The organism is Pseudomonas helmanticensis, from assembly GCF_900182985.1.
Classification (GTDB): Bacteria; Pseudomonadota; Gammaproteobacteria; order Pseudomonadales; family Pseudomonadaceae; genus Aquipseudomonas; species Aquipseudomonas helmanticensis.
The window spans coordinates 1,590,732-1,604,386 of record NZ_FXUY01000001.1; the positions used below are offsets into that span (position 1 = coordinate 1,590,732).

Below are 13,655 nucleotides of genomic sequence, written 5' to 3' on the forward strand. Positions count from 1 at the left end.
AATCTGGATTATTTATTGCCCTGACTGGCCCCTTCGCGAGCAGGCTCACTCCTACATTTGAAATGCGTACCCCTGTAGGAGTGAGCCTGCTCGCGATGAGGCCCTGTGCAACAACACCACTACTGGACCAGTTGATTGATCTCGATGATCGGCAACAACACCGCCATCACAATCACCAACACCACCCCGCCCATGACCACAATCATCAGCGGCTCCAGCAATGCAGTCATGCCCATTGCCCGCCGCTCGATATCGCGCGACAGGGTTTGCGCCGCGCGCTCAAGCATGGGTGGTAGTGACCCGGTTTTCTCGCCGCTGGCGATCAGGTGAATCAACACCGGCGGGAAGACGTTCTCCACCCGCAACGCAGCGGCCAGATTGACCCCTTCGCGCACCTTGGCCGTAGCATCGCTGACGCTCAGGCTCAGGCGATCGTTGGACAGCGTCTGCCGTGCCGCCTCCAGTGCGCGCAACAACGGCACCCCGGCGCCGCCGAGAATCGCCAGCGTCGAGGCGAAACGCGCGGTATTCAGACCGAGGATAAACCGCCCGAATAACGGCAGTTTCAGCACCCGATGATGCCAACTCAAGCGTGCCGCTGGATTGCGCAGATACAGGCGCCAGCTCCAGAACGCGCCTGCGATGATCGCCGCACACAACCAGCCCCACGCCCTTATGAAATCACTGGCGTTTAGCATCGCCAAGGTCAGCCCCGGCAAATCCTGCCGCGCCTGGGAAAACGCACTGACCACCTGCGGCACCACGTAACTGAGCAAGAAAATCACGATGCCGATCGACACCAGCCCGACCACGCCCGGATAGATAAACGCGGTGAGAATCTTGCCGCGCAGGTTGTTGCGCTCCTCGATGTAATCCGCGAGCCGCTCCATGACTTGCGCCAGATCGCCGGACTCTTCCCCGGCCGCGATCAGTGCGCGGTAGATCTCGGGAAAGTCCCGTGGCCGCGCCGCCAGTGATTCCGCCAGACGCATGCCGCTGCGCACATCGGCGCGCACAGCGCTGAGGGTGTGGGCGATGTGCTTTTTCTCGGCCTGCTCGACCGTGGCGCTGAGCGCCGCTTCCAACGGCAGACTCGCACCGAGCAGGCTCGCGAGTTGGCGTGTCGCCCAGGCCAGATCGTTGTCCGAGAGTTTGGCGCTGAACAATCCGCCGCCGTGTTGGGCGACATTGCTCTCCTTGTGCACCGACAATGCGGTCAACCCGCGCCCGCGTAATGTTGTGAAAGCGGCGCTCTGGCTGTCCGCCTCAAGGTGCCCGGATTCGATCTTGCCAGTGGCATCAGCAGCTTCAAAACGATAGCGATTCATCAGGCGTCCCGTGTCACACGAAGGATTTCTTCAGGGGCGGTGGCGCCGCTGCGGATCCAGCGCTCACCGTCCTCGCGCAGGCTGAACATCCCGGCTTTCGCGGCGGATGCGCGCAAGGCCTGCTCCCCTGCCCCTTGGTGAATCAGGGTGCGGATGTCGTCGTCGATGCAGAACAATTCGTGGATACCGGTGCGACCGCTGTAGCCGGTTTGGTTACACGCCGCGCAACCGACCGGGCGCCAGGTGCCGGGGGTTGCCGGGTCTTGCTGTTTGCATTGATTGCACAGGCGGCGCACCAGCCGCTGCGCCAGTACGCCGAGCATCGATGAGGCCAGCAGGAACGGCTCGACACCCATGTCGATCAGGCGGTTGACCGCTGACACGGCGTCGTTGGTGTGCAAGGTCGCCAACACCAGGTGACCGGTCAGCGAGGCTTGCACAGCGATTTGTGCGGTTTCGAGGTCGCGGATCTCGCCGATCATGATGATGTCCGGGTCTTGGCGCAGAATTGCCCGCAGTGCGAGGGCGAAGGTCATGTCGATCTTGGCGTTGACCTGAATCTGGCTGATGCCTGGCAGGTCGTATTCAACGGGATCTTCAACGGTGAGGATGTTGCTGGTACTCGCATCGAGCCGCGCCAGTGCCGCGTAGAGACTGGTGGTCTTGCCGCTACCAGTGGGACCGGTGACCAGGACGATGCCGTGGGGCTGGCGGATCAGGTGATCGAGTTTGGCCAGCACTTGCGCGTCCATGCCCAGGGTTTCCAGGTGCAGGCGTCCGGCCTGTTTGTCGAGCAGGCGCATCACCACGCGTTCGCCATGGCCTGTCGGTACGGTGGACACGCGTATGTCGATCGGCCGACCGGCCACGCGCAGAGCGATGCGACCGTCCTGCGGCAGGCGTTTTTCGGCGATGTCGAGTTGCGCCATGATCTTGATCCGCGAGACCAGCGCGCCGTGCAGAGCCTTGCGCGGCGAGACCACGTCACGCAGGGTTCCGTCGACGCGATAGCGCACCACCGAATGGGTTTCGAAGGGTTCGATGTGGATGTCGCTGGCCTCATCACGCGCGGCTTGCGTGAGCAGTGCGTTGATCATGCGGATCACCGGCGCGCCGTCCTGGGTGTCGAGCAGGTCGGTGATTTCCGGCATGTCCTGCATCAGCCGATCGAGATCGACCTCGTTTTCCGCCGCGCCGACCACCGCCGCTGCGCTGCCTGTGTCGGCGTAAGCGGCCGCGAGCAAACCGTCGAGTTCGTCATCACGCACCCGCTCCAGCCGCGCCGCACCGAACTGACGGCGCACTTCACTGATCGACCAACCCGGCGTCGACGGACACACCGTCAACACCCCATCACACAACAAAACCCGCTGCGCCTTGGCCCAGGCATAGGGCAAAACACTCATCTAAAACCCTCCCGATCCCCTGTAGGAGCTGCCGCAGGCTGCGATCTTCTGATCTGTGCCCGGTTGAGTCCGTCGAAGAGCAAAGTCAAAAGATCGCAGCCTTCGGCAGCTCCTACAGGTCCGGAATCTGTGGCGAGGGGGCTTGCCCCCGCTGGGCTGCGCAGCGGCCCCAAAATCCGCAATCCAGTTTCGTCAGGCATACCGGGTACACCGCACTTGCGGGTGCTTCGCCCCCGAACGGGGGCAAGCCCCCTCGCCACAGTTGGCATTCCACTCATGGTGGTAGGCGTCATTGAATCGGCACCATCTTCGACTGCAAACCAACCCCGATCCCCTGTAGGAGCTGCCGCAGGCTGCGATCTTTTGATCTGTGCCCGGTTGAGTTCGCCGAAGAGCAAAGTCAAAAGATCGCAGCCTTCGGCAGCTCCTACAGGTCCGGAATCTGTGGCGAGGGGGCTTGACCCCGCTGGGCTGCGCAGCAGCCCCAAAATCCGCAATCCAGTTCCCACAGACATACCGGGTACACCGTGCTTGCGGGGGCTTCGTCCCCGAACGGGGGCAAGCCCCCTCGCCACAGTTGGCATTCCACTCATGGATGTGGGGGTCATTGGATGGGTACTGCTTTGATGGTGGCGCGGGGGCCGGTGGTGGGTAATGCCGCTGGTACACCCTGCGCGGCCGTTGGCAATTGCGGCGCTTGCATGTCCGGCATTGCCCAGCTGCGTTCCGGCTGCAAACCGCTTTGGGCGCGGCGCATGAAGTCGTAGCGGTTCAGAGTGATGCTGCGCCCCGCTTCGCTGTCGCGAATGATGTACGGGCGCAAGAACACCATCAGGTTGGTCTTGGTGATCGCCCGGCGCTCGTTGCGAAACAATGCGCCGATTCCCGGAATGCTGCTCAGCCATGGCACCGCATCATTACTCTGGCTGTAGCCGTCCTGGAGCAAACCGCCAAGCACCATGATCTGCCCGTCATCAAGCAGAATGCTGGTATCGATCGCGCGTTTATTGGTAACGATGCCCGCCGACGCCGCACTGTTCGAAGCGCGCTCGTCAATGCTGCTGACCTCCTGATAGATATCGAGCTTCACCGTACCGCCCTCGGATATCTGCGGACGCACGTTGAGCTTCAGCCCCACCTCTTCACGAGTCACCGTCTGGAACGGGTTATTACTCGTACCCCCGCCGCCAGTCACGTAGCTACCGCTGACAAACGGAATGGTCTGGCCGACAAAAATGCTCGCCGCTTCGTTGTCGAGGGTCAGCAGATTCGGCGTCGACAACACGTTGGTGCCGCCCTTGCTCTTCAACGCCCGCGCCAGCACTTTCAAATCAAGAATCTTGCCGATCCCGGGGATATCGACGGTGCCGTTGACGTAACCCAGATTCAGCCCCTGGGGCAACACATCAATGCTGGTCTTGCCGTTGAGATTGATCCCCGAGCCACCCAGATTCGCCCCACCGATCACGCCATTGCCGCCGAGATTGCCAGTCTGCCACTGCACGCCAAACTCACTGGCATCGTCCTCGCCGACCTCGACGATCAAGCTCTCAATCACCACCTGCGCACGGCGTTGATCAAGCAAATCAATCACCTCACGGAGATTGCGATACACCGGCTCCGGCGCGGAAATCAGCAACGTGTTGGTAGTCGCATCCGCCTGAATCGTCACCCCGCCAGCACTGAACGCAACGTTCTGCTCACTGTTCTGCGCGCCGCCACTGCCGCTGCCGGTCGAACCGCTACTGCCCTGCGCATAACTGCCGCCCGTGCTGCCGCTGTTGGTCGTGGATGTCGTGCCGCTGCTGGTCTGGCTGCCAGTCTGGCCGCTCTGCCCATTGGAATTGCTGTTGCTGCCCATCGCACTCAGCACCGATCGCGCACTGTCGCTGCTGCCGCTATCGCTCTCACCCGTGAGCAACCCACGCAACGCCTGCGCCAGTTTCGCCGCCTGCGCGTTGCGCAAATACACCACATGCAGATTGCTCGGATTGCTCTGCGCATTGTCGAGTTTGTAGATCAGGTTGCGCGCCAGCTCCGTGCGCTCCGGGCTGCCAGAGCGAATGATGATGGTGTTGGAACGCGGATCACCAATCACCGCGATTTTCTGCGTCGGATCATTGCCCGGCGCATCGAGCAACTCGGCGACCATTGGCGCGATATCGGCGGCGATGCCGTTCTGGATCTGCACCACATCGGTGTCGATTGCACTCTGGGTATCGATGCCGGCGATCAACTGCGCCACACGGTTGAGGTTCTCGGCGTAGTCGGTGACGACGATGGTGTTGTTGCCCGGATAGGCGTTGATCGGATTGTTCGGCGAAACGATCGGGCGCAGCACCGGAATCAGGTTCACCGCGTTCTCGTATTGCAAACGAAAGGTGCGCGTGAGCATGCCGTTGCCGGCGGGTTTGCCGGGACTGTAGACCGGCCCGCCAAGCAACTTCGCATCAGCCTCCGGCACCACATGCGCGACACCGCCGACATCGACCACACTGAAACCCTGCATGCGCAACGACGCCAGCAACATGTCGTAGGCTTGGTTCGCCGGAATTTGACCTTCCGACACCAGCGTCAAAGTGCCCTTGACCCGTGGATCGACCAGAAACTGCTGACCACTGGAACGCGACAACGAGCGCACCACCGCCTGAATATCGGCATCGACAAAATTCAGCGTCACCGGCTGATTGCCCAACGGATTGCTCGCCACCGGACTGCTCGGCGCAACGGCGCCGGTGCGCGCGGTTTTACTGATGTTGTGCAGTTGCTTGGGCACCGGCCGCGCCTGGGCCTGCGCCCGCTCGCGATCAGCCACCGCATCGCCGCTGCGCTGGGTGTTGGCCAAAGGTCGACCGAGTTCGCTGTCGACCAGCAACGGCGCTTGGTGTTGTGGCGCGTTGGTGTTGCTGCACGCGCTCAGCGCCATCAGCAACATCGGCAATGCCAGACGTGCCGGTTTGGATCCTGACCCCTTCATGAAGCTTCCTTAGCGCCCAGCGCCTGATCCATGCGAACGGTGCCCGACAAAGTGCCGGCAGTGACTTCGGTCGAAGCGTTGTCGGCGCGTTGCAACCGGGCCTCGACCACTTGCAGAGAAAGTTGCGACGGTTGGCTCAACAGCCAGTCGAGCAGCGCATCGGCCGGCGCGGCGTCGAAACTCAACTGCCATGCGCCGCCATCCGCAGCCTGTAATTGGTAATGCCCGCCGAGGCCGCTGGCCTGCAACGTTTGTTCGAGTGACGCGCCGACGCCTTGCCCGTCCGGCCGTACAACCACGTCACGCAGCAGCACTTCCAGCGCTTCGGTCTGCGCCCGCAACTTGGGCGATTCAGCCTGCCAATAAGCGATTTTTTTCAGTGGTGGCTGGATCAAAGCAACCCAGACCAGCAGGCTCAACAGCGCGATCGCCATCACGGCGATCATGCGTTTCTCGCGCAGCGCCAAGGGCTGCCAGCGCGCCTGCAACTGAGCGTTGAAGCGCTGCCACCGGGCGCGATAAACCGCCAGCGATGCCTTATTCATCTTCTGCTCCGCTGCTGTCATCGTTTTCGGTTGCGCTGGTTTCGCCGGACGGCCGCAAGGTCCAGCCGTCGTCATCGGCGGTAACGCTGATGCCGGCCTGGGCCAGCGCGCTTTGCCATTCCTTGTCGCTGCCCATGCGCCGGGCTTCGCTGAGCAGGCGCAACTGCAAGGTGTCGTCGACAAACGACAATTGCTCAACGCTGCCGGCCATGGACGGCATGCCGCTGCCAGCCTGCAACACCAGGCGATTGAAGGTCTGCGCCGGATCATCCGCCGCACCTTTTTGCCGCGCGGCCAATTGCTGGCGGGCCTGTTGCAGCGGATTGAGGATCACCGGCAACTCGGGAAAAGCCTGTTTTACCCGCAGGTTCATTTGCGTTTTCAGCTGCTGGCCCTGACTGGCTTCGCGAGCGGCATACAGGTTCAAACCAATCACCCACACCGCCACGGCCAACACGCAAAGACCGATCGCCCGTCCCCAACCGCGATGCTCGCCGCGCGGCTGTTGAACCGCGCCGTGCAAACCCCAGCCCGGCAATGGCCCGGTCCAGCGCTGGGCATCGGCCATCGGCACTTCCTCGGTTGACGGCGCTTGATCACCGATCCAGTGCAACGTAGTCCCCGGCTGCCACAGAACGCTATCGACACCGTCCTCGAACAGCGGCTGAACCCGCGCGGTCTGCACACTTTCGCGCAGCAACAGATGATCGTCCTGCACGCAGGCAACCGTCCCCGGCAACACCGGCAAACCATACGGCGCCGGATACAGACCGCGCAGGTTCTGCGCGCTGTGCTTGAGCATCTGCCCGAGCAGTTGCAAGCGCTCACGCGGCGCCCAGGCAATCTGCACCTGCCCCGCTTCGTCACGCGGACCGTGGGCGATATGCATCGCGTTGCTGTCGCCAAGCATCAACGCCTGCGCAGCACATTGCACGGCGGCGGCGATCTTGTTGGCCGGTAATGGCGGCAAATCGATGCTCGCCAACAGACTGTCCAGCGGATGCAGAAAACACACCAGCGGCGGCAATTTCGGCGTCTGCGCCAATTGGCTGAGGCTGAGCCGATCCTCGCGACTAACCTGCCCTTGGCGGTCCAGCCAGGCGCAACGCAGTTCACTGTGCAGATCGAGTTCGGCCAATGGCGGCAGCGCAATTCTGAGCTGGCTCATACGCCCACCCGCGACCAGATCACTTGCGGCAACCGATCTTGACTGCGATGCAGCAAGGCCTCCAGACTGACCCGGCGCTGATCGCGCCGCGCTTCGCCACGCAGGCGAAACCAGTCGCTGGTGATGCCGACTTTGACGCTGGTGATTTCCAGTTGCGGCATGCGCAAGCGGTTGACGAAATCACCGCGATTGATAAACCAGCGACCGGCATCGCGCTCATTGATCATGGCCTGCGCGCGCTCCAGCGAGAGCCCCGGCACATAAGCGGCCAACACCGGCGCGGTGGCCGTGTTGCCATTGAGCCAAGTGGTTGCCGGAATCACCGTCAGGTACGGCGCGAGTTTGCCGATGACCGCGTCATTCACACCGTCGACGCTGCGCAAATCATCGAGGCTGCGCAACATCGGTAGCGTCGGATTCTGCGGCTTGCGCGAAGCATTCGGCGACGTCGCCCGACCGCTGTCGAACCCGGGTTTACTGCTCTCGGCAATCTGCGGATTCGACAATCGCGGATAAGAGGCGATGACCCGCTGGCTGATGCGCTGACTCAATCCGGCGTTGACCCCGATCAACTCGCACAAGCGCTGAAACGTCTGCACCTGCGCCTCATCGACCCGCTCGTTGGCGACCAGATTGCGCAGGTTGAACTTACCCTGCTCATCCTCCAGCCGCCCTTCAAAACCCTGCGCGTTCAAGCGCTGCGCCCACGGCTGATCGAGACGCGTCAACGGATCACGCTGGCGCGCGTCCCACAATAATTGCCGGCTGATTTCCAACCCGCCCTGCACCACCCAACGCCCCTGCACGCGCTGCTGATCGGCCTCAAGACTGCGCGTCGAAATGCTCTGGCGCGTAAGCATGCCAGCGGCAATCACCGCCACCACAGCGGCGATGAGCAACGCGCTGATAATCGCCATGCCTTGTTCCTTCGCCCGGTGCGGCGAACGGCTGTTCATGGCCGGCCTTACAACTGCCAGGAACCGATATCGGCATTCACGCCGTCGCCGTCAGGCTGACCATCGGCACCGAGACTGAAGATGTCGATCTCGCCGTTGGCACCCGGATTGAGATATTGATAAGGACGGCCCCACGGATCGTTCGGCAAACGCTCCAGATACGAACGCCAGTTACTGTTCTTCGCATCCGCCGGACGCTCGACCAACACTTTCAAACCCTGATTCATCGACGGATAAGTACCGTGATCGAGGCGATACAACTTCAACGCCTGCATCAACCCACCAATGTCCTGCTTCGCCGCCGTCGCCCGCGCCTGATCCGGGCGGTCGAGCACCTTCGGCACCACCATCGCCGCCAAAATCCCCAGAATCACCACGACCACCATGATCTCGATCAGGGTAAAACCCCGTTGACCCCGGGGCTTGCGCGGCAATGGTTGAAGCGGTGTGCACGGTGCGATATCCATCTCGACATTCCCTGGCTAGATTCGATTCGACGCGCAGTGTTGCAAGAAGATATGTCAGGGATGTTGAAAATCCTCGGGAGTTTTCGTCGTCAAGCCGTCAAGCACGCGGGTTAGCGTCGGGGGCTGTGCTTTGGCTTTGGGCCACTTATGCGTGCGCGTTCCCGAGAAGCAGGTTTCACCCTGATTGAAGTGCTGGTGGCGCTGGCGATTATTGCCGTGGCCATGTCGGCGGCCGTGCGCGTGGCGGGGTTGATGACGCAGAGCAGCGGGGTTTTAAGGGATCGGTCGGTGGCGATGATTGCGGCGCAGAGTCGGATGGCGGAGTTGCGGTTGGAAGGCAAACTACCGTTAGGAATGAAAGCTATCGATTGCGACCAAGGCCGACTATCGCTGCGCTGCGAACAGCAAATCGGCCCAGCCGAAAATGGCCGCCTACTCAAAATCGCCATCCAGGTATTCGACCGCAACCAAGACGCCCCGCCACTGGCCAAACTAGAAACCCTGCTAACCCGCCCCCTGTAGGAGCTGCCGAAGGCTCGGGCCGCGATCGGACGATCTTTTGATTTTGTTTTTTGAAGGGCAGGGTCAAAAGATCGTCCGATCGCGGCCCGAGCCTTCGGCAGCTCCTACAGGTCTCAAACCCCTGCTGGCGATAGCGGTGTGCCAGACAGCAAACACGTCCCACATGTCATCGCCTATCTCTTAAAAAGGCCAGAAGCCATCATTGCCTGACAATGGTATCTTCCTCTCCTTTTTCAAACTTCTGACAGATCATGAATAGCGCCAAAACCTCAATCCGGGCCATTGCTCCCGCACCAGGCATCCCTGAATCAATGGATACCTGACATGCCCAACACATCGCAGAACGCGAGATTAAACAGATTGCTGGTTGACAGCGAAGCCAGTCTTGCCACGGCTGAATCCAATGCCGACCTATTGAAGACGATCCAAGCGTTCGTCTCGTACAACGGCCCGCTCAAATTCAACTACACACGCGCATGGTGGTTTTTCGGCACCGGCCTGTTATTGATTGCGGGCACTGTCGCCCTTTGTTGGTTTGCGAACACCTACACCGTCGCGGTTTTTTTCTACCAGCTGGAAATTGATCCCGTCATGTTCGGCATGGCCATTGGTTTTCTTGGCCTCGTGATTGTCGTTGGCAGTTTGATACGGATGAAATCCCAATCTAATCGCCTGCCTTCACTCAGCAACAAAATTGCTCGACTGTCCTCCTACTTCCACAACGGATTGACCGGACTGGAAGAAGACAAGCGCGTGACCCTGAACAAGCTGGACGCGCAGTTTGGCGATTACAAACGGGGCAATTACAGCCGTGAGGTGGTCACGTCAATTCGGGGGGTATTTACCGGCACGCTGCGCAAGCTCCCTTATACGTACCACCAACTGCACTACGTCAACAGACGGACGGTGCACACCACGGTGACCGATAAAGACGGAAAAACCAAAACGGTAACTCGCGTGGTTTATGACCACTACGACCGCTACAGTCTGGTCATCGACTTTCCATGGGTTGCCGGCATATCGGTCAGATCTGATGATCACAAACAGAACGACTATCCGAGCCCCATGGACACAGCATCTCCGGATTTTAATAAAGCGTTCTGTTTGACGGGTAGCAGCGAGATTATCTGTGCGAAGTTCATCAAACCTTCGACAGTGCTGCACTTGCTGAAGGTATTCAACGTACTTCAGGTTCCGAACCTGGAGTTCGCCGACAGTGGCAAGCTCTGCCTCAGCTTCGCCAGCAGCGACCTGCTCACGTACGGTACTCAATATTCGCTGTCTTCACCCAACGAGTTCTACGCAGAAGTAGATGCGGGTGTTGAACTGCCGCGCTTGATGTCTGCGCTCCAATGGAGCCATGCCCTCAGTGAACTGCACGATGACAACTTTAGCGCCTCACCTCAAAAAAACCTCCAGGAGAAGTAAGCCATGGACATTATCCTCATCCTCTGCGCTGTGACTGCTGTCGTCATAATCATCGCGGGCATCAGCATCTACAACGGCATTATTGGCGGACACAACCGAGTACAACGTGCCTGGTCGGACGTCCTCGTTTACGAACGCCAGAAGTCCAAAGTGCTCGATCAGCTGCAAAAGGTACTCGCCGACTTCATGGTCTTTGAGACCAGCCTCCTCGAAAAAATCACCGGCCTTCGCAGCGCGGTCCACGCCCTTCCTGCCGGAGCGGACGGCAATGCCCTCGGAAAAGTTGAACTCGCCTCGAAGGAACTGATGGGTGGCCTGCGCGTCGCTTTTGAAGCTTACCCTGACCTGAAAGCATCCGAAGCCGCGAACAACATGATGCGTGAAATCGCCGAACAACAAGAAAACGTCGGCGCGGCCATCACCATCTACAACCGCAACGTCGAACTGTTCAACAACTCCATCGAAATGTTCCCAGGCTCGGTGGTCAACGGCCTGTTCAACCAGAAAGCGCCGGTAATACCGTTCTCCGATATCGAAGCCTCGCAAGGTTTCTCTTACACGCCGAATTTCTAACCTGCGTGATCCGTCGCACCCATCACCCTTGCGGGTGATGGTCGACCCCTCCCTCTTAAAATAAATCCGCCACTGACTCTCCCGGGCGAACCAACCTTACGCCGAGCACCCAGAATCTTTGTCGAGCCTCAAAACCGGCTGGAGGAACTGTCAATTGAAGGCTTCAACCCTCGTACTTGTCGCACTTTATTGCACGGGAATCGGCGCAGCGTTTGCCAATGGCTCACAGGCGCCAAACGACAAGAGCGGGCCAGCAGGCATCGTCGTCGGTGAGCGTTTGGTTGCCGCCAAGTCCAGGCTAGTCAAACAAGGCTGGAAGCCAACGCCGATGCATACCACCGACGGCTATGAATACAGCGGCGCGGAGAAAGAGCTGGCTGCACGCAAGTTCATCGAACTGGATACCTGCTCGTTTGATAGCTCGCGCTGCATCTTGTACTACTCGAAGAAAGGCACGTGCCTACGCGTCGATACCATCGGAGAGCAGTTCAATGACATGACGGTGACGCGATGGACCCGCGAATGTCCTGAAGCGCCTCAATAACCACACGAAAACGGCGCAGGACAGTAGCTCACCAGCCCCCACAGGTTTCAGCGCCGAACACGATTCCCGTGACCAACACAAAACCCTGTGGGAGCGGGCTAGCCCGCGAAGGCGCCAGAACGGATACCCCATCAATCAGCAGGTCATCCCGATACGCGCATCACCCCGGCAATTGCAGATTATCCAACGCCCGATTCACCGCCAGTTCCCCCAGCATGATCAACTGCGCAATCCCCGCCAGCGCCTGGCGCTGCGATGCCGGCAACAGACTGGCAACGTTCTGCGCGAGGGTTTTGGCCGAAGCGAGCGTTTCACTGGCATCGATCAGCAGTTCTTCGGTTTTGTTGTCCGCCGTCACGGCATACATCCCACGGTTTTTACGTGGCGGTGGTGTGGAACCGGGCGGACAGAGGTAATGGTCGAGGGCGCGGTCGGCGGCTTCGTGGAGTTTGTTTGAGTCGAGGGATTCGTAGGGGGAAACTGAGTCGGTTTCGGGCGGATTGGGTGTTGGTTTGATCATGGTGAAGCTCCTTGATGACTGGAGCCGCCACCGTTCGCGGTCAAACAAACAGGGTGGCAGCTGTGCGCGGGTTGACCGACCGGACATCAAGGAATCCGGCACACCCGAAGGTGTCCCACGCACAGCCACCGCGACATGATTTCAGACAATGCCTGAACACGTGCAGAACGCTGGCGCGCCTTGATATTGGGCGGACGGTCAAATCCGATCGCTGATTCGTCAGCGACCGCACCACAATAGAACCCGCCCCCAAGGCGCACAAGCCGGCGGATTCTGGCGTAGCTGTAGGCAAAGGCGCAAGGGTGTGTAGCCTGAGCGAGTGTATGGAGATGTCTTTTTAAACGTTGGTGTTTATCGCGTCTCATCGCGTCCTGCCGTCTAAAATCGATCCCATCACCTGTTGCCAAGGATTCCCCCTGCTCGCCCCGCTTCGCAACCATATCAAGCAGTCAACCAATAATTTGTAAGTAGATATTGAGCGCGCCGCCTGCCTCGGGCATGCTGCGCGCAGCACATTTACATGGACAGTAAAACTTTATGCGCCCCTCCAAGGACACGCCCTTTTCTTCGCGCTTAAACGCTGGACACCCCGCATTATTTTGGCGGCCGATACCCCTCGTTCCCATATCGACTCCATTCCGGTCAAGGAAAACTGAAACTTTGAAAAGGAACAATTCATGAGTGGAAAACCTGCTGCGCGAGTTACAGATCCAACCAATTGCCCGCTCCCCGGGCATGGCACAAACCCTATTGTCAGCGGCTCTCCCAATGTGAATTTCGACGGACTTGCCGCCGCTCGAATGACCGATAAATCCGCGTGCGGTAGCCCGATCACCGGAGCGGTCAGCTCGACGGTTTTTATCAATGGGCTGAATGCTGCGACCAAAGACAGTACCGGTGGCCACGGCAACGTAGTTGTAGGTGGCTCCGGCACGGTCATCATTGGCGACACCGTCGTATCAGCGCCTTTCAGCGGTCTGACGTCGATGCCCGTGCACTTCAGCGACAAGTTCAGGCTTATTGACGATGAGTCAGGGGAGCCGTTAGCTAATCTTGATTACGCCATTCAGCGAGCTGACGGCAGCATTGAGCACGGTGTCAGCGATTCAATGGGGTATACGCACGTAATTAGCTCGCACCTCGCGGAAACGATCCAACTGTTTTTGGAGGATTGAAAATGGATGTAGATGCAACTCAAAAAAACTACCGTGTACAAGGCTC

The 13,655-nt window shown here is 59.7% G+C and carries 13 protein-coding genes; 5 read left to right on the plus strand and 8 right to left on the minus strand.

Annotated features, from left to right (window positions below; all coding sequences use genetic code 11):
* Positions 1–119: 119 nt before the first annotated feature.
* From gspF to gspG, 7 genes are all read right to left on the minus strand, one after another.
* On the minus strand, positions 120–1,328 hold the full coding sequence (gspF, locus tag QOL84_RS07085) for a type II secretion system inner membrane protein GspF (RefSeq protein ID WP_283436709.1): 1,209 nt from the start codon (positions 1,326–1,328) through the stop codon (positions 120–122).
* Positions 1,328–2,734 carry a type II secretion system ATPase GspE gene (gene gspE, locus QOL84_RS07090; RefSeq protein ID WP_283436710.1) on the minus strand — a complete coding sequence of 469 codons (1,407 nt, stop codon included), beginning with the start codon at positions 2,732–2,734 and terminating at the stop codon, positions 1,328–1,330. The genes gspF and gspE overlap by 1 nt, the downstream gene beginning before the upstream one ends.
* A 604-nt stretch (positions 2,735–3,338) precedes the next feature.
* Positions 3,339–5,711 (minus strand): type II secretion system secretin GspD, encoded by a 2,373-nt coding sequence (gene gspD, locus QOL84_RS07095; RefSeq protein ID WP_283436711.1) that lies wholly within the window; start codon positions 5,709–5,711, stop codon positions 3,339–3,341.
* The gene (gene gspM, locus QOL84_RS07100) at positions 5,708–6,256 is read right to left on the minus strand and encodes a type II secretion system protein GspM (protein ID WP_283436712.1); all 549 of its coding nucleotides are present in this window, start codon (positions 6,254–6,256) and stop codon (positions 5,708–5,710) included. The genes gspD and gspM overlap by 4 nt, the downstream gene beginning before the upstream one ends.
* Complete coding sequence (gene gspL, locus QOL84_RS07105) at positions 6,249–7,424, minus strand: type II secretion system protein GspL (RefSeq protein ID WP_283436713.1); 1,176 nt, start codon at positions 7,422–7,424, stop codon at positions 6,249–6,251. The genes gspM and gspL overlap by 8 nt, the downstream gene beginning before the upstream one ends.
* Positions 7,421–8,380 carry a type II secretion system minor pseudopilin GspK gene (gspK, locus tag QOL84_RS07110; protein ID WP_283436714.1) on the minus strand — a complete coding sequence of 320 codons (960 nt, stop codon included), beginning with the start codon at positions 8,378–8,380 and terminating at the stop codon, positions 7,421–7,423. Before gspK ends, gspL begins: the two co-directional genes overlap by 4 nt.
* Positions 8,381–8,388: 8 nt before the next feature.
* Positions 8,389–8,847, minus strand: coding sequence for a type II secretion system major pseudopilin GspG (gene gspG / locus QOL84_RS07115; RefSeq protein ID WP_122590699.1), 459 nt, complete (start codon positions 8,845–8,847; stop codon positions 8,389–8,391).
* A 147-nt stretch (positions 8,848–8,994) separates the two neighbouring features.
* On the opposite strand from gspG, the gene gspI reads away from it, so the two are divergent.
* From gspI to QOL84_RS07135, 4 genes are all read left to right on the plus strand, one after another.
* On the plus strand, positions 8,995–9,369 hold the full coding sequence (gene gspI / locus QOL84_RS07120; RefSeq protein WP_283436715.1) for a type II secretion system minor pseudopilin GspI: 375 nt from the start codon (positions 8,995–8,997) through the stop codon (positions 9,367–9,369).
* A 324-nt stretch (positions 9,370–9,693) separates the two neighbouring features.
* Positions 9,694–10,797, plus strand: a complete 1,104-nt coding sequence (locus QOL84_RS07125; RefSeq protein WP_283436716.1) for a hypothetical protein — start codon at positions 9,694–9,696, stop codon at positions 10,795–10,797.
* A 3-nt stretch (positions 10,798–10,800) separates the two neighbouring features.
* Entirely contained in the window at positions 10,801–11,370 is a 570-nt protein-coding gene (locus QOL84_RS07130) for a LemA family protein (protein ID WP_283436717.1), read from the plus strand.
* Between the two features lie 154 nt (positions 11,371–11,524).
* Positions 11,525–11,914: a hypothetical protein gene (locus QOL84_RS07135; protein ID WP_283436718.1), complete on the plus strand. Its 390-nt coding sequence runs from the start codon at positions 11,525–11,527 to the stop codon at positions 11,912–11,914.
* Between the two features lie 160 nt (positions 11,915–12,074).
* Here QOL84_RS07135 and QOL84_RS07140 read toward each other — a convergent pair whose 3' ends face one another.
* Positions 12,075–12,434 carry a DUF6124 family protein gene (locus QOL84_RS07140; protein WP_283436719.1) on the minus strand — a complete coding sequence of 120 codons (360 nt, stop codon included), beginning with the start codon at positions 12,432–12,434 and terminating at the stop codon, positions 12,075–12,077.
* 677 nt (positions 12,435–13,111) lie between these two features.
* Here QOL84_RS07140 and QOL84_RS07145 point away from each other — a divergent pair.
* Positions 13,112–13,609 (plus strand): PAAR domain-containing protein, encoded by a 498-nt coding sequence (locus QOL84_RS07145; RefSeq protein WP_283436720.1) that lies wholly within the window; start codon positions 13,112–13,114, stop codon positions 13,607–13,609.
* Positions 13,610–13,655 lie beyond the last annotated feature (46 nt).

What these genes read in the sequence shown, in the direction of transcription:
- QOL84_RS07125 (WP_283436716.1), top strand. Translation starts at nt 9,694, where the DNA reads ATGCCCAACACATCGCAGAACGCGAGATTAAACAGATTGCTGGTTGAC.
- gspL (WP_283436713.1), bottom strand. Translation starts at nt 7,424, where the DNA reads ATGAGCCAGCTCAGAATTGCGCTGCCGCCATTGGCCGAACTCGATCTG.
- gspI (WP_283436715.1), top strand. Translation starts at nt 8,995, where the DNA reads ATGCGTGCGCGTTCCCGAGAAGCAGGTTTCACCCTGATTGAAGTGCTG.
- gspD (WP_283436711.1), bottom strand. Translation starts at nt 5,711, where the DNA reads ATGAAGGGGTCAGGATCCAAACCGGCACGTCTGGCATTGCCGATGTTG.
- QOL84_RS07140 (WP_283436719.1), bottom strand. Translation starts at nt 12,434, where the DNA reads ATGATCAAACCAACACCCAATCCGCCCGAAACCGACTCAGTTTCCCCC.
- gspE (WP_283436710.1), bottom strand. Translation starts at nt 2,734, where the DNA reads ATGAGTGTTTTGCCCTATGCCTGGGCCAAGGCGCAGCGGGTTTTGTTG.
- gspF (WP_283436709.1), bottom strand. Translation starts at nt 1,328, where the DNA reads ATGAATCGCTATCGTTTTGAAGCTGCTGATGCCACTGGCAAGATCGAA.
- QOL84_RS07130 (WP_283436717.1), top strand. Translation starts at nt 10,801, where the DNA reads ATGGACATTATCCTCATCCTCTGCGCTGTGACTGCTGTCGTCATAATC.
- gspM (WP_283436712.1), bottom strand. Translation starts at nt 6,256, where the DNA reads ATGAATAAGGCATCGCTGGCGGTTTATCGCGCCCGGTGGCAGCGCTTC.
- QOL84_RS07145 (WP_283436720.1), top strand. Translation starts at nt 13,112, where the DNA reads ATGAGTGGAAAACCTGCTGCGCGAGTTACAGATCCAACCAATTGCCCG.
- gspK (WP_283436714.1), bottom strand. Translation starts at nt 8,380, where the DNA reads ATGAACAGCCGTTCGCCGCACCGGGCGAAGGAACAAGGCATGGCGATT.
- gspG (WP_122590699.1), bottom strand. Translation starts at nt 8,847, where the DNA reads ATGGATATCGCACCGTGCACACCGCTTCAACCATTGCCGCGCAAGCCC.